Here is a 12,542-nt window from a genome sequence, read left to right on the forward strand (position 1 = left end):
GTGAGGGCGGCCGCACCGTCGGCGCTGGCGTCGTCGCCAGCATCATGGGCTAAGCTCTCACTGGAGATTAGAGAGAACAATGCAAGAGAAAATCCGTATCCGGCTCAAGGCTTACGATCACAAGCTGATCGACGCCTCGACTGAGAAGATCGTCGACACCGCCCGCCGCACGGGCGCCCGCATCGTCGGGCCGATTCCCCTGCCTACGGCCAAGTCGATCTACTGCGTGCTGCGTTCGCCGCACGTCGACAAGAAGTCGCGCGAGCAGTTCGAGATCCGCACCCACAAGCGCCTCATCGACATCATGGAGCCCAACCCCAAGACCGTCGATGCGCTCATGCGGCTCGATCTGCCCGCCGGCGTCGACATCGAAGTCAAGTTGTAATCGGTTACGGGGCCACGGGCTGCCGCAAGCAGCCCGTGCGGTTGGAAATCGCACGTCGGATCGGGGTCGCCTAGACCCCGATCTCGCCGTCGAAACGAACGCTGAGCCCCTGCACACAAGGAGTTAATCAACAATGTCCCTAGGTATTCTTGGGAAGAAGCTGGGCATGACCCAGATCTTCGATGCCAACGGTCAGGTCATCCCCGTGACCGTCGTCGAAGCGGGCCCCTGCTTCGTCACCCAGATCAAGACCACCGAGAAGGAAGGCTACAAGGCCATCCAGATCGGCTTCACCGATGCCAAGGCCAAGCACCTGACCAAGGGTCAGCAGGGCCACCTCAAGAAGGCCGGCGAGGGCAAGCTCCTCCGCCACCTGAAGGAGTTCCGCCTCGACGACGTGTCCAGCTTCTCGCTGGGTCAGGAGATCAAGGCCGACATCTTCACCGAGGGTCAGGTCATCGACGTGATCGGTACCTCGATCGGTAAGGGCTTCGCCGGCATGATGAAGCGGTTCCACAGCGGCCGCGGTCCCATGTCCCACGGCTCGAAGTTCCACCGTCACCCCGGCTCCATCGGCGCCGGTACCACCCCCCAGCGCGTCTACAAGGGCGTGAAGATGCCCGGCAACATGGGCAACGAGCAGGTCACCGTCCGCCACCTCAAGGTGGTCAAGGTTGACGCCGAGAAGGGTATCCTTCTCATCAAGGGCGCCATCCCCGGGGCCGAGGGCGGCCTGGTCACGGTCCGTCCCGCCGTCAAGGTCGGCCGGTAAAGGAGAAGACGATGCCTACGCTTAAGCTGATTGATTTTTCGGGCAACGCCGCTGGCGACCGCGCCCTCTCGGATGCCGTCTTCGCCATCGAGCCCAACACCCACGTCATGCACCTGCACCTCGTTCGCCAGATGGCGAACTGGCGCGCCGGTACCCACTCGACCCTGACCCGCTCCGAGGTCTCCGGCGGTGGTAAGAAGCCCTGGAAGCAGAAGGGCACCGGCCGCGCTCGCGCCGGCTCCAGCCGCAGCCCCCTGTGGCGGCACGGTGGTGTGGTCTTCGGGCCCAAGCCCTTCAACAACTACACCAAGGCTATGCCCCGCAAGATGCGCCGCCTGGCGCTCCGCTCGGCCCTCTCGGCCAAGGTCAACGACCTGATCGGTCTGACCGAGTGGAAGCTCGAGGCCCCCAGCACCAAGACCGTCGCCTCCTTCTTGACGAAGATCGGCGCCACGGGCAAGGTTCTCATCATCCTCGACGCCGTGAACGAGGTCGTCACCAAGTCGGCCCGCAACATCGCCGGCGTGACCGTGATTCTCGCGCAGAATCTTAATGTTAAAGATCTGCTAAACCATGATAAAATCGTGGTTACTCCCGCCGCCCTGCAGCGGATCGAAGAGGTTTTTGCATAAATGAGCGATTTGTACACCGTTCTCAAGCGGCCGCTGGTCACTGAGAAGAGCGCCATGCTCGGCGAGCAGAACAAGTACGTGTTCGAAGTCGAGCGCAAGGCCACCAAGATCGACATCGCCCGTGCGGCTGAGCTCCTGTTCAAGGTGAAGGTCACGGACGTCACCACCAGCGCGATCAAGTCCAAGACGAAACGCGTGGGTGCGAGGATCGGTGAGACCAAGTCTAGCAAGAAGGCTGTCATCACCCTGGCCGAAGGCTCGACCATCAACATCTACGGAACCTAGTAGGAGACGTCCATGCCTATCAAAAAGTTCAGACCCATGACCGCCGGCACGCGCGGGATGAGCGTCTCCGGCTTCGACGAGATCACCACCGATCGTCCCGAGAAGAGCCTGGTGCGCTACCTGACCCGCAAGGCGGGCCGCAACAACCAGGGTAAGATCACCACCCGCTTCCGCGGCGGCGGCCACAAGAAGGCCTACCGCGTGATCGACTTCAAGCGCAACAAGGACGGCATCCCCGCCCGCGTCGCCACCATCGAGTACGATCCCAACCGCAACGCCCGCATCGCGCTGGTCGTGTACGCGGACGGCGAGAAGCGCTACATCCTGGCGCCCCTCGGCCTGACCGTCGGTCAGACCATCATGTCGGGCCCCGAGGCGGACATCCGCACCGCCAACGCTCTGCCCCTGCGCAACATCCCCCTGGGTACCACCGTTCACAACGTGGAGCTCAAGGCGGGCAAGGGCGGCCAGATGATCCGCTCGGCCGGCGCCGGCGCCCAGATCGTGGCCAAGGAAGGCGACTACTGCACCCTGAAGCTGCCCTCGGGCGAGGTCCGCAAGGTCCACATCGAGTGCAAGGCTACCATCGGTCAGGTCGGCAACCTCGAGCACAAGAACCTCTCGATCGGTAAGGCCGGTCGCAGCCGCTGGCTCGGCTTCAAGCCCCACAACCGCGGCGTCGTGATGAACGCGAACGACCACCCGCACGGCGGCGGTGAGGGCAAGAGCCCCATCGGCGGTAAGCCGCAGACGCCTTGGGGCAAGCCTGCGATGGGCTACAAGACCCGCCGCGGCAAGCGTCCTAGCGACAAGTTGATCGTTAAGTCGCGCAAGTCTTAAGAAGGAGCACCCTACAAATGTCTAGGTCCATCAAGAAGGGGCCCTTCGTCCAGACGGCCCTGCTCGAGAAGGTCGAAGGCCAGAACGAGCGCAACGAGAAGCGCGTGATCAAGACCTGGTCCCGCTCCTCGACGATCCTGCCCAACATGATCGGTCACACGATCGCCGTCTACAACGGTCGTAAGCACGTGCCCATCTACATCACCGAGAACATGATCGGGCACAAGCTGGGCGAGTTCGCCCCTACGCGCCTCTACAAGGGCCACAGCGGCTCGGAGAAGTCCCGCTAACGCGGGACTCTCTCGAACCGTAAAAGGAAGAGATTAGAAGACATGGAAACCAAAGCCATTGCAAAATACGTGCACATGTCGCCCCGTAAGGCGCGACGCGTGCTCGATCTGATCCGCGGCAAGAACTGCGTCGAAGCGATGACCATCCTCCGCTTCACCAACCTGCGCGCCGCCCAGGTGGTCTCCAAGGTGCTCGCCTCGGCCATGGCCAACGCGGAGCACAACCACCAGGTCGACCCCCGCACCCTGGTCGTCACCAAGACCTGGGCGGACGGTGGTCCGACCATGAAGCGCTTCCAGCCGCACGCCCAGGGCCGCGCCTTCCCCATCATGAAGCGCAGCAGCCACATCCACGTGGTCGTGGGCACGAAGTAGGAAGAGGAGAACATGGGACAGAAGATTCACCCCATCGGGCTTCGGCTCAACATCACGCGTCCCTGGTCGAGCCGCTGGTTCGCCACCAAGGACTACTCGAAGAACCTGCTCGAGGACCGCAAGATCCGCCTCTTCGTCAAGAAGAAGCTCTTCAACGCCGGCATCTCCAGCATCGACATCGAGCGCAAGAGCAACCAGCTCGAAGTCAACATCAGCGCTGCCAAGCCCGGCATCATCGTCGGCCGCGGCGGCCAGGGCATCGACCAGCTGCGTCGTGACGTCTCCGGCATGACCGGCAAGAAGGTCCAGATCAACATCCAGGAGATCTCGAAGATCGACGCCGACGCTCAGCTCGTCGCCGAGAACGTCGCCGCTCAGCTCGAGAAGCGCATCGCTTTCCGCCGCGCCATGAAGCAGGCGATGATGCGCGCCATGAAGTCGGGCGCCAAGGGCATCAAGATCATGGTCGCCGGCCGTCTCGGCGGCGCCGAGATCGCCCGTACCGAGTGGGCCCGCGACGGTCGCATCCCCCTGCACACCCTGCGCGCCGACATCGACTATGGCTTCACCGAAGCCACGACCGTCTACGGCATCATCGGTGTCAAGGTTTGGATCTACCGCGGCGAGGTGCTCCCCACCCGTCCCAGCCTGACGAACAAGGAGGACTCCGCTCATGCTCATGCCTAAGCGCACCAAGTTCCGCCGCCAGCATCGCGGTCGCATGACCGGTCATGAAACGCGTGGCGTCGAGGTTCAGTTCGGCGAGTTCGGCCTTCAGGCCCTCGAGCCCGCCTGGATCAACTCCCGCCAGATCGAGGCCGCGCGTCGCGCCATGACCCGCTCGATCAAGCGCGGCGGTAAGGTCTGGATCCGGATTTTCCCGGACAAGCCCGTCACCGCCAAGCCCGCCGAGACCCGCATGGGTTCGGGTAAGGGTGCGCCCGAGTACTGGGTGGCCGTCGTCAAGCCCGGCCGCGTCATGTTCGAGATCAACGGCGTGAGCGAGGAAGTTGCGCGCGAGGCCATGCGCCTTGCGGCCCACAAGCTCCCCATCAAGACCAAGTTCATCACCAAGGCCGAGGCGGCCGAAGGAGGCACTGCCCGTGTCGAAGCAGAAGTTTAGTGAGCTCGCGGCCCTGAGCCCGGCCGAACTCCAGGCCCAGCTCAAGGCGGCGAAGGAAGAGCTGTTCAACCTGCGCTTCCAGCTGGCCATCCGTCAGCTCGAGAACACCGCCAAGATCGGCGAGACCAAGACCAAGATTGCCCAGCTGCAGACCGCTTTGCGCACGCAGGAACTGGCCGCCGGAGGTACCAAGTAATGCCCCGTAGAGAGATCACCGGGAAGGTCGTTTCCGACAAGATGGACAAGACGATCGTCGTCGCCGTCGAGTCGCGTCACCCGCACCCCCGTTACGGCAAGATCATCAAGTCGACCAACAAGTTCAAGGCCCACGACGAGGCGAACACCGCCCACACCGGCGACACCGTCCGGATCGTCGAGAGCCGTCCTCTGTCGAAGGACAAGCGTTGGTCGCTGGTCGAAGTCGTCGACCGCGCGAAGTAGGAGGGTTTAAGCGATGATTCAAGTCCAAACCCGCCTGGCTGTCGCCGACAACACCGGCGCCCGCGAAGTCATGTGCATCCGCGTCCTGGGCGGCAACCGCCGCTACGCCCACGTCGGCGACATCATCGTCGCCGTCGTCAAGGACGCCACCCCGAACATGCCGGTCAAGAAGAGCGACGTCGTCAAGGCCGTCATCGTCCGGACCAAGCATTCGGTCGTCCGCGCGGACGGCAGCCGCATCAAGTTCGACGAGAACGCGGTCGTCATCATCAACAAGGACAACAACCCTCGCGGGACCCGCGTGTTCGGGCCCATCGCTCGTGAGCTTCGTGACAAGAACTTCATGAAGATCATCTCGCTGGCGCCCGAGGTCCTGTAGGAACGAGGAGTCGACACCACATGAACCGGATCAAGAAGGGCGATACCGTCATGGTTATCGCCGGCAAGGATAAGGGGAAGAAGGGCGAGGTCACGCTCGTCACCCCCAAGGACAACACGGCGATCGTGGCGGGCGTCAACGTGATCACCCGCCACACCCGGCCCTCGATGGCCAACCCCCAGGGGGGCCGCGTCCAGAAGGAAGCGCCGATCGACATGAGCAAGCTCATGCCCGTCGACCCCACCTCTGGCAAGCCGACCCGCGTCGGGGTCACCACGCTCGCCGACGGCAAGCGCGTCCGGGTCGCCAAGACCTCGGGCGAGCAGCTCGATAAGTAAGTGAGGACCTGATTTCGATGCGCATGTACGAGAAGTACAAGACCGAGGTTGTGCCGAGCCTCCAGAAGGATTTCGGCATTGAGAACGTCATGGCGGTCCCCCGGATCGTCAAGGTCGTGATCAACATGGGCCTCGGCGAGACCATTCAGAACCCCAAGGCCCTCGAGAACGCCGTGGGCGATCTCACCAAGATCGCGGGCCAGAAGCCCGTCATCACCAAGGCGAAGAAGTCGATCGCGACGTTCAAGCTCCGTCAGGGCATGAACATCGGCACCATGGTCACCCTGCGTGGCCGCCGGATGTACGAGTTCCTCGATCGCTTCATGAACCTGGCCCTGCCCCGCATCCGCGACTTCCGCGGCATCTCGGGCAAGAGCTTCGATGGCCGCGGCAACTACTCGATCGGTATCAAGGAGCAGCTGATCTTCCCTGAGATCGAGTACGATAAGGTCGATAAGATCCGCGGGATGGACATCACCATCGTCACCACCGCGAAGACCGACGAAGAGGCGCGCGCCATGCTCAAGAAGCTCGGCATGCCCTTCCGCGAGAACTAAGGAGCGAACGATGGCCAAGACGTCCAAGTTGCAGAAGCACGCGCGCCAGCAGGAGCTGATCGCGAAGTTCGCCGCCAAGCGCGCCGAGCTCAAGGCGATCATGAAGAAGGCGGAGTCCCAGGAGTCCGTCGCCGAGGCCCGCGCCAAGCTCGAGAAGCTCCCGATCGATTCCAACCCGGTGCGGTTCCACAACCGTTGCCAGTTCACCGGGCGTCCCCACGGCTACTACCGGAAGTTCGGCCTGTGCCGCAACCAGCTCCGGCAGATGGCCCACGAGGGGAAGCTGCCCGGGGTCGTCAAGTCCAGCTGGTAAGTCCAGCCTGGATACTGTAGGCCCAGCCGGGCGAAGCGTTTCGCCCGGCTTCACGGGGAAGTCCAGAGGGATACTCCCCGTTCATTGGAGGTTTCATGCCAGTCACCGATCCCGTTGCGGACATGCTCACCCGCATCCGTAACGCCAACACCGCCTACCTGCCCACCACGGACATCCCGAGCTCCAAGCTCAAGCTTGAGATCGCGCGCGTCCTCAAGGAGGAAGGCTTCATTCACGGCTTCGAGGCCGTGACCGACGCCAACGATCACCCCCGCATCCGCGTCTCGCTGAAGTACGCCGCTGGCAAGCAGCGCGTCATCACGGGCATCAAGCGGATTTCCAAGCCCGGTCTGCGCGTGTATGCCGGCAAGAGCGAGCTCCCCCGCGTCCTGGGCGGCCTGGGCATTGCGATCGTCTCGACCCCCAAGGGCGTCATGACCGATAAGCAGGCCCGTCGCGACAACGTCGGCGGCGAAGTCCTCGCCTACGTTTGGTAAGGGGGAACTCAATGTCGCGTATCGGTAAGCGTCCGGTTTCGATTCCGGGCAACGTCAAGGTTTCGGTCGACGGTCGCAAGGTGTCGGTCGAGGGCCCCAAGGGCAAGCTCAGCTACGATCTGCTCCCCGAGGTCTCGGTCTCGGTCGAGGACGGCGCGCTGAACGTCACCCGCGTGAATGACTCGCAGGATGCCCGGGCCCGTCACGGCCTCTCGCGCACCCTGGTGGCCAACATGGTCGAAGGCGTCAGCAACGGCTTCACCAAGAGCCTCGAGATGGTCGGCGTCGGTTACCGCGCCACCCTCGAAGGCCGCGTGCTCAACCTCGCGATCGGCTACTCGCACCCCGTGAAGATCGACCCCCCCGCCGGCATCGAGATCGCCGTCGAGGGCGCCAACAAGATCCACGTCAAGGGCGCGGACAAGCAGCTGGTTGGCGATATCGCCGCCGAGATCCGCGCGGTGCGTCCGCCTGAACCCTACAAGGGCAAGGGCATCAAGTACGCCGGCGAGGTCGTCCGTCGCAAGGCCGGTAAGTCCGGCGGCAAGAAGAAGTAGAGGCACGCCGTGATCAAGAAGAAAGTACGCAAGCACGAAATCGCCCGGCGCCACGTCCGCCTGCGCGAGCGCATCAGCGGCACCGCCGAGCGCCCTCGCCTCGCGGTCTTCCGCAGCCAGCAGCACATCTACGCCCAGGTGATCGATGACGTCGCTGGCACCACCCTGGTGTCGGCTTCGACCCTCGACGCCGAGGTGAAGAGCCAGATCGCCAACGGCCGTACGGTCGAGGCGGCCACCGCCGTCGGCAAGGCCGTCGCCCAGCGCGCCAAGGCCAAGGGGATCGAGTCGGTCGTCTACGACCGTGGTGGGTTCCTGTATCACGGTCGCATCGCGGCGCTGGCTGAAGGCGCCCGCGAAGGCGGACTCTCGTTCTAACGAAGCTGTTTGGAGGCAATTGTGGATAATAAGGAAACGCGCGGCGGCCGGGGTCCCGGCCAGGGCCGCGGCACCCGCCCCCCTCGGGAGCGTGAGCGCGAAGAGTCCGAATGGCAGGAGAAGGTCGTCCAGATCCGCCGCGTGACCAAGGTCGTCAAGGGCGGTAAGAAGATGTCCTTCCGCGCGACCGTCGTGGTCGGCAACGGCAAGGGCCAGGTCGGCGTCGGCGTCGGCAAGGCCGCCGAAGTCATCGTGGCGATCCAGAAGGCCGTGGCGGATGCCAAGAAGAGCCTGCTGACCGTCACCATGGTCGAGACCAGCATCCCCCACGCGATCACCGGCATCGCGGGCAGCAGCTCCGTGCTGATCAAGCCCGCCTCGAAGGGTACCGGCGTTATCGCGGGCGGTTCGGTCCGCACCGTGCTCGAGCTCGCCGGCATCAAGGACATCCTGTCCAAGTCGCTCGGCGGCAACAGCCCCCTGAACAACGCCCGTGCCACCCTCAACGCTCTCTCGCGCCTGCACAAGGCCGAGGATGTGGCGGCGCTCCGCGGTCTGACCGTCGAGCAGCTGCTCGGCCGCTAGGAGGCATCTCATGGCTGACAACAAGATCAAGGTCCAGCTCGTCAAGAGCCCCATCGGTTACGACAAGCGCCAGAAGGCGGTCGTCAAGGCCCTGGGTCTGGGCAAGATGAACAGCACGGTCGAGCACTTCGATAGCCCGATGATCCGGGGCATGATCTTCAAGGTCACGCACCTGGTCAAGGTTACCGAGGTCTAGCGCCCGCGGCTCAAAATCGAAGGATAAGGAGTTCCAATGAACCTGTCGGATCTCAGGCCGGCTGATGGTGCCACCAAGCGCAAGAAGCGCGTTGGTCGCGGCCACGGCTCGGGCCACGGTAAGACCTCGACCCGCGGCGCCAACGGCCAGGGCCAGCGCTCGGGCGAGAGCATCAAGATCGGCTTCGAAGGCGGCCAGAAGCCCCTTTTCCGCCGCATCCCCAAGAAGCACCACTTCTCGCAGCCCCTCCGCTACATGGCGAAGTTCGCCATCGTGAACGTCGGCGACCTCGCCAAGTTCGAGGCGGGCAGCACGGTTGACGCCCAGGCCCTGGTGGCCAAGGGCCTCATCCGCGAGGAGCTCGACGGCGTGCGCGTCCTCGGCGACGGCACCCTCTCGGTGAAGCTCACGGTCAAGGCGACCTACTTCACCCCCGGTGCCAAGGAGAAGATCGAGGCCGCCGGCGGTACCGCCGAGGTGCTCGGCTAATGATCAATATGGCGCAGGCTCAGCAGGCGCTGCGTAACCTCTGGTCGGCTCCCGGCCTGAAGGAGCGTCTGCTGTTCACCCTCGCCATGATCGCCTTGCTACGCTTCGGCGTACACATCCCCATTGCCGGCGTGGACCATGCGGCCCTCGCCGGCAAATTTGGTGCCGGGAACTTGCTCGGGGGCTTCCTCGACCTGTTCTCGGGCGGGGCGCTGGCGAAGTTCTCGATCCTGGCGCTGGGCATCACCCCCTACATCAACGCCTCCATCATCATGCAGCTCATGGCCTCGGTCCTTCCGAAGCTCGAGGAGCTCCAGAAGGAAGGCGGCGAGCAGGGGCGCAAGCAGATCGCCCAGTATACCCGCTACCTCACCCTGGTCCTTGCGACCGTCCAAGCCTACGGCATCACCAGCTGGCTTTGGAAATCGGGGCTGGTCGCGGGCCATCCGGCCATGGGGCCCTTCCCCTGGACCTTCTTCATCCCGACGATGCTCGTCCTGATCACCGGGACGGTCTTCGTCATGTGGCTCGGCGAGCTGATCACTGAGCGCGGCATCGGTAACGGCGCCTCGCTGCTGATCATGGCGGGTATCCTCTCGCGCATCCCGAGCTACTGGGAGACCACCCAGCAGGGTCTCACGAGCGGCGCCTTCGCCTGGTGGCAGGTGACCCTCCTGATGCTGTCGTTCCTGGCCATCCTGGTCGCGATCGTCATCGTCCAGGAAGGGGCGCGCAAGATTCCGGTCCAGGCCGCCAAGAAGCAGGTCGGAGGCCGCGTCTACCAGCAGCGCTCCAGCTACATCCCCTTCAAGGTGAACCAGGGCGGCGTTATGCCGATCATCTTCGCCTCGAGCTTGCTGCTCTTCCCCGTCACGATCTCCCAGCTCTTGGGTGGCCAGGCGCAAGCCGCGACCGCCAAGGTCAACTGGGCCTTCAACACCGGGGCTGCCTGGCAGTGGGATAATATCCGGAACGTCCTGCAGCAGGGCCTCAACCACGCCCTGGCGGCGCTCTCGCCGTCCGGCTGGCTCTACGCCGTGCTGTACTTCGCGCTGATTTTCTTCTTCAGCTTCTTCTACGTGAGCCTGGTGCTGAACCCGGCGGATCTGGCGAAGAACCTCCAGAAGTTCGGCAACTTCATCCCCGGCGTTCGTCCCGGCAAGCCGACGGCGGACTACCTCGAAGGGGTCCTCAACCGGATCACCTTCATCGGCGCGCTCTTCCTCGGGATCGTGGCCATCGTGCCCAACTTCATCGAGAACGCGACCGGGGTGACGACGTTCCAGGGCCTGGGCGCCACGGCGCTGTTGATCATGGTCGGTGTCGCCATCGACCTGCACAACCAGCTCCAGACGCAGCTCTTGGCTCGACAGTACGAAGGTTTCATGAAATAATGGGAGGCTCACGCCAATGCGGATCGTCTTTCTAGGGGCTCCAGGGGCCGGCAAGGGTACCCAGGCGCGCCTGATCGCCGAAAAGCACCACATCCCCCAGATCTCGACCGGGGACATCCTCCGCGCCGCCGTGCGCGAGGGGACCCCCCTCGGGGTCGAGGCCAAGGGCTACATGGACCGCGGCGAGCTGGTCCCGGACGCGCTCATGGTCGATCTGATCCGCGATCGGATCGGCTGCGACGATTGCCTGAAGGGCTACATCCTCGACGGGTTCCCCCGAACCCTCGAGCAGGCCCGTGCCCTCGACGCCATGCTCGCCGAAGTGGGCAGCCCGCTCCAGGTGGCGATCGACTTCTCGGTGCCCACCGAGGAGCTGGTCCGTCGCCTCAGCGGTCGACGGGTGTGCCGCGCCTGCGGCGCGTCCTTCCACCTGGTCAGTGCGCCTCCTTCCAAGGAGGGGGTCTGCGACCACTGCGGTGGGGAGCTCTACCAGCGGCCTGACGACAACGTCGAGACCGTCTCGAAGCGCCTGGACGTCTACCACGCCCAGACCGCTCCGATCACGGCCTACTACCGCGAGAAGGGCTTGCTCTATCCGGTGGACGGGATGCGTGGCATCGACGAAATCCAAGCGGATCTGGAGCAGGTGCTCCTCAGCCGCAAGTAATCGGCCTCAAACGCCGATAGGAACTTATGATCACCATCAAGAACGACCGGGAGATCGATAGCATCAAGGCGGCAGGCAAAGTTGTCGGCAAGCTCTTGGCTTACATGCGCTCGTTGGTCGTTCCCGGCATTTCGACGCGCGAGCTGGACGCCCTGGGCGAGAAGTTCATTCTCGATCAGGGCGCGATCCCCGCGTTCAAGGGCCTTTACGGCTGCCCGTGCTCGATCCTCACCTCGGTCAACGAGGAGGTCGTCCACGGGCTGCCGAATCGTCGCAAGCTTGCTAGCGGCGACATCATCTCGATGGACATGGGTGCCATCGTGGAGGGGTATTACGGCGACGCGGCGATCACGGTGCCGGTCGGGGAGGTTACCGACCCGGCGGTATTGAACTTGCTCGCGATCACCGAGCAGGCTATGTACCGCGGCATCGAGCAGATCCAGGTCGGCAAGCGCATCGGCGACATCGGCCACGCGGTGCAGACCCTGGTCGAGGCGAACGGCCTTTCGATCGTCCGCGACTACGTGGGTCACGGGATTGGGCGCCAGCTCCACGAGCCGCCCCAGGTCCCCAACTACGGAACGCCTGCCACCGGTCCGGTCATCAAGCCCGGCATGGCCTTCGCCATCGAGCCGATGGTCAACATCGGCGGCCCGGGCGTCAAGGTCCTCGGCAACAAGTGGACCGTGGTGACCAAGGACAAGTCGTGGTCGGCCCATTTCGAACACTCGGTGCTCGCCACCCCCGAAGGGCCCTATATCCTGACCCGAGAGGAGGGCCGCTAGGTGGCCAAAGAGGATACGCTAGAATTAGAGGGCGTGATCGCCGAAGCCCTGCCCAACGCGATGTTCCGCGTCGTCTTGAGCAACGGGCACGGCGTGCTCGCTCACATTTCGGGCAAGATGCGCAAGCACTTCATCAAAATCCTTCCTGGTGATAAGGTGAAGGTGGAGCTGAGCCCCTACGATCTCACGCGCGGCCGCATCACGTACCGCATGCGCTGAGGAGATCCTTCGAGAAACTCTCTAGAACCCGCTAACCAAGCGGGT

25 protein-coding genes are annotated in these 12,542 nt (G+C 63.9%); all 25 read left to right on the forward strand.

From position 1 onward, the window contains the following. Positions 1-79: 79 nt before the first annotated feature. The 25 genes from rpsJ (at position 80) to infA (ending at position 12,497) form a co-directional block, all read left to right on the forward strand. Positions 80-385, forward strand: coding sequence for a 30S ribosomal protein S10 (gene rpsJ / locus J7643_12875; protein ID MBO9541474.1), 306 nt, complete (start codon positions 80-82; stop codon positions 383-385). Between the two features lie 133 nt (positions 386-518). Further along, complete coding sequence (gene rplC, locus J7643_12880; GenBank protein ID MBO9541475.1) at positions 519-1,157, forward strand: 50S ribosomal protein L3; 639 nt, start codon at positions 519-521, stop codon at positions 1,155-1,157. Between the two features lie 11 nt (positions 1,158-1,168). After that, the gene (gene rplD, locus J7643_12885; protein MBO9541476.1) at positions 1,169-1,789 is read left to right on the forward strand and encodes a 50S ribosomal protein L4; all 621 of its coding nucleotides are present in this window, start codon (positions 1,169-1,171) and stop codon (positions 1,787-1,789) included. Then, positions 1,790-2,074 carry a 50S ribosomal protein L23 gene (gene rplW / locus J7643_12890; protein ID MBO9541477.1) on the forward strand — a complete coding sequence of 95 codons (285 nt, stop codon included), beginning with the start codon at positions 1,790-1,792 and terminating at the stop codon, positions 2,072-2,074. 12 nt (positions 2,075-2,086) lie between these two features. Continuing rightward, on the forward strand, positions 2,087-2,914 hold the full coding sequence (gene rplB, locus J7643_12895; protein ID MBO9541478.1) for a 50S ribosomal protein L2: 828 nt from the start codon (positions 2,087-2,089) through the stop codon (positions 2,912-2,914). Between the two features lie 17 nt (positions 2,915-2,931). Beyond that, the gene (gene rpsS, locus J7643_12900; protein MBO9541479.1) at positions 2,932-3,204 is read left to right on the forward strand and encodes a 30S ribosomal protein S19; all 273 of its coding nucleotides are present in this window, start codon (positions 2,932-2,934) and stop codon (positions 3,202-3,204) included. Positions 3,205-3,246: 42 nt separating this feature from the next. Beyond that, positions 3,247-3,579, forward strand: coding sequence for a 50S ribosomal protein L22 (gene rplV, locus J7643_12905; GenBank protein MBO9541480.1), 333 nt, complete (start codon positions 3,247-3,249; stop codon positions 3,577-3,579). A gap of 12 nt (positions 3,580-3,591) precedes the next feature. Then, complete coding sequence (rpsC, locus tag J7643_12910) at positions 3,592-4,266, forward strand: 30S ribosomal protein S3 (protein MBO9541481.1); 675 nt, start codon at positions 3,592-3,594, stop codon at positions 4,264-4,266. Beyond that, on the forward strand, positions 4,253-4,702 hold the full coding sequence (gene rplP, locus J7643_12915) for a 50S ribosomal protein L16 (GenBank protein ID MBO9541482.1): 450 nt from the start codon (positions 4,253-4,255) through the stop codon (positions 4,700-4,702). The genes rpsC and rplP overlap by 14 nt, the downstream gene beginning before the upstream one ends. Further along, a complete protein-coding gene (rpmC, locus tag J7643_12920; GenBank protein MBO9541483.1) occupies positions 4,683-4,898 on the forward strand; it encodes a 50S ribosomal protein L29 in 216 nt (71 codons plus the stop codon). Before rplP ends, rpmC begins: the two co-directional genes overlap by 20 nt. Next, a complete protein-coding gene (gene rpsQ, locus J7643_12925; GenBank protein ID MBO9541484.1) occupies positions 4,898-5,143 on the forward strand; it encodes a 30S ribosomal protein S17 in 246 nt (81 codons plus the stop codon). The genes rpmC and rpsQ overlap by 1 nt, the downstream gene beginning before the upstream one ends. 13 nt (positions 5,144-5,156) lie before the next feature. Further along, positions 5,157-5,522, forward strand: a complete 366-nt coding sequence (rplN, locus tag J7643_12930; GenBank protein ID MBO9541485.1) for a 50S ribosomal protein L14 — start codon at positions 5,157-5,159, stop codon at positions 5,520-5,522. Between the two features lie 20 nt (positions 5,523-5,542). Further along, a complete protein-coding gene (gene rplX / locus J7643_12935) occupies positions 5,543-5,860 on the forward strand; it encodes a 50S ribosomal protein L24 (GenBank protein ID MBO9541486.1) in 318 nt (105 codons plus the stop codon). A gap of 17 nt (positions 5,861-5,877) precedes the next feature. Further along, positions 5,878-6,417, forward strand: coding sequence for a 50S ribosomal protein L5 (gene rplE / locus J7643_12940; protein MBO9541487.1), 540 nt, complete (start codon positions 5,878-5,880; stop codon positions 6,415-6,417). Between the two features lie 10 nt (positions 6,418-6,427). Next, positions 6,428-6,730 (forward strand): 30S ribosomal protein S14, encoded by a 303-nt coding sequence (gene rpsN, locus J7643_12945; protein MBO9541488.1) that lies wholly within the window; start codon positions 6,428-6,430, stop codon positions 6,728-6,730. A gap of 95 nt (positions 6,731-6,825) precedes the next feature. After that, entirely contained in the window at positions 6,826-7,227 is a 402-nt protein-coding gene (gene rpsH, locus J7643_12950) for a 30S ribosomal protein S8 (GenBank protein ID MBO9541489.1), read from the forward strand. A gap of 11 nt (positions 7,228-7,238) precedes the next feature. Beyond that, on the forward strand, positions 7,239-7,784 hold the full coding sequence (rplF, locus tag J7643_12955; protein MBO9541490.1) for a 50S ribosomal protein L6: 546 nt from the start codon (positions 7,239-7,241) through the stop codon (positions 7,782-7,784). A 9-nt stretch (positions 7,785-7,793) separates the two neighbouring features. After that, positions 7,794-8,162 carry a 50S ribosomal protein L18 gene (gene rplR, locus J7643_12960; GenBank protein MBO9541491.1) on the forward strand — a complete coding sequence of 123 codons (369 nt, stop codon included), beginning with the start codon at positions 7,794-7,796 and terminating at the stop codon, positions 8,160-8,162. Positions 8,163-8,183: 21 nt separating this feature from the next. After that, positions 8,184-8,747, forward strand: a complete 564-nt coding sequence (gene rpsE / locus J7643_12965) for a 30S ribosomal protein S5 (protein MBO9541492.1) — start codon at positions 8,184-8,186, stop codon at positions 8,745-8,747. A gap of 10 nt (positions 8,748-8,757) precedes the next feature. Continuing rightward, positions 8,758-8,943: a 50S ribosomal protein L30 gene (gene rpmD / locus J7643_12970; GenBank protein ID MBO9541493.1), complete on the forward strand. Its 186-nt coding sequence runs from the start codon at positions 8,758-8,760 to the stop codon at positions 8,941-8,943. 36 nt (positions 8,944-8,979) lie between these two features. Then, positions 8,980-9,432, forward strand: a complete 453-nt coding sequence (gene rplO / locus J7643_12975; protein MBO9541494.1) for a 50S ribosomal protein L15 — start codon at positions 8,980-8,982, stop codon at positions 9,430-9,432. Beyond that, positions 9,432-10,826 carry a preprotein translocase subunit SecY gene (secY, locus tag J7643_12980; GenBank protein ID MBO9541495.1) on the forward strand — a complete coding sequence of 465 codons (1,395 nt, stop codon included), beginning with the start codon at positions 9,432-9,434 and terminating at the stop codon, positions 10,824-10,826. Before rplO ends, secY begins: the two co-directional genes overlap by 1 nt. A gap of 16 nt (positions 10,827-10,842) precedes the next feature. Next, positions 10,843-11,493 carry an adenylate kinase gene (locus J7643_12985; protein MBO9541496.1) on the forward strand — a complete coding sequence of 217 codons (651 nt, stop codon included), beginning with the start codon at positions 10,843-10,845 and terminating at the stop codon, positions 11,491-11,493. Positions 11,494-11,519: 26 nt separating this feature from the next. After that, the gene (gene map, locus J7643_12990) at positions 11,520-12,278 is read left to right on the forward strand and encodes a type I methionyl aminopeptidase (GenBank protein ID MBO9541497.1); all 759 of its coding nucleotides are present in this window, start codon (positions 11,520-11,522) and stop codon (positions 12,276-12,278) included. Beyond that, complete coding sequence (gene infA, locus J7643_12995) at positions 12,279-12,497, forward strand: translation initiation factor IF-1 (protein ID MBO9541498.1); 219 nt, start codon at positions 12,279-12,281, stop codon at positions 12,495-12,497. Positions 12,498-12,542 lie beyond the last annotated feature (45 nt).

The organism is bacterium (assembly GCA_017744355.1).
GTDB lineage: Bacteria > Cyanobacteriota > Sericytochromatia > S15B-MN24 > UBA4093 > JAGIBK01.

Bases quoted from the DNA above. Each gene is read 5' to 3' on its own strand.
- rpsJ (MBO9541474.1), top strand. From the start codon at position 80: ATGCAAGAGAAAATCCGTATCCGGCTCAAGGCTTACGATCACAAGCTG.
- rplC (MBO9541475.1), top strand. From the start codon at position 519: ATGTCCCTAGGTATTCTTGGGAAGAAGCTGGGCATGACCCAGATCTTC.
- rplD (MBO9541476.1), top strand. From the start codon at position 1,169: ATGCCTACGCTTAAGCTGATTGATTTTTCGGGCAACGCCGCTGGCGAC.
- rplW (MBO9541477.1), top strand. From the start codon at position 1,790: ATGAGCGATTTGTACACCGTTCTCAAGCGGCCGCTGGTCACTGAGAAG.
- rplB (MBO9541478.1), top strand. From the start codon at position 2,087: ATGCCTATCAAAAAGTTCAGACCCATGACCGCCGGCACGCGCGGGATG.
- rpsS (MBO9541479.1), top strand. From the start codon at position 2,932: ATGTCTAGGTCCATCAAGAAGGGGCCCTTCGTCCAGACGGCCCTGCTC.
- rplV (MBO9541480.1), top strand. From the start codon at position 3,247: ATGGAAACCAAAGCCATTGCAAAATACGTGCACATGTCGCCCCGTAAG.
- rpsC (MBO9541481.1), top strand. From the start codon at position 3,592: ATGGGACAGAAGATTCACCCCATCGGGCTTCGGCTCAACATCACGCGT.
- rplP (MBO9541482.1), top strand. From the start codon at position 4,253: ATGCTCATGCCTAAGCGCACCAAGTTCCGCCGCCAGCATCGCGGTCGC.
- rpsQ (MBO9541484.1), top strand. From the start codon at position 4,898: ATGCCCCGTAGAGAGATCACCGGGAAGGTCGTTTCCGACAAGATGGAC.
- rplN (MBO9541485.1), top strand. From the start codon at position 5,157: ATGATTCAAGTCCAAACCCGCCTGGCTGTCGCCGACAACACCGGCGCC.
- rplX (MBO9541486.1), top strand. From the start codon at position 5,543: ATGAACCGGATCAAGAAGGGCGATACCGTCATGGTTATCGCCGGCAAG.
- rplE (MBO9541487.1), top strand. From the start codon at position 5,878: ATGCGCATGTACGAGAAGTACAAGACCGAGGTTGTGCCGAGCCTCCAG.
- rpsN (MBO9541488.1), top strand. From the start codon at position 6,428: ATGGCCAAGACGTCCAAGTTGCAGAAGCACGCGCGCCAGCAGGAGCTG.
- rpsH (MBO9541489.1), top strand. From the start codon at position 6,826: ATGCCAGTCACCGATCCCGTTGCGGACATGCTCACCCGCATCCGTAAC.
- rplF (MBO9541490.1), top strand. From the start codon at position 7,239: ATGTCGCGTATCGGTAAGCGTCCGGTTTCGATTCCGGGCAACGTCAAG.
- rpmD (MBO9541493.1), top strand. From the start codon at position 8,758: ATGGCTGACAACAAGATCAAGGTCCAGCTCGTCAAGAGCCCCATCGGT.
- rplO (MBO9541494.1), top strand. From the start codon at position 8,980: ATGAACCTGTCGGATCTCAGGCCGGCTGATGGTGCCACCAAGCGCAAG.
- secY (MBO9541495.1), top strand. From the start codon at position 9,432: ATGATCAATATGGCGCAGGCTCAGCAGGCGCTGCGTAACCTCTGGTCG.
- J7643_12985 (MBO9541496.1), top strand. From the start codon at position 10,843: ATGCGGATCGTCTTTCTAGGGGCTCCAGGGGCCGGCAAGGGTACCCAG.
- map (MBO9541497.1), top strand. From the start codon at position 11,520: ATGATCACCATCAAGAACGACCGGGAGATCGATAGCATCAAGGCGGCA.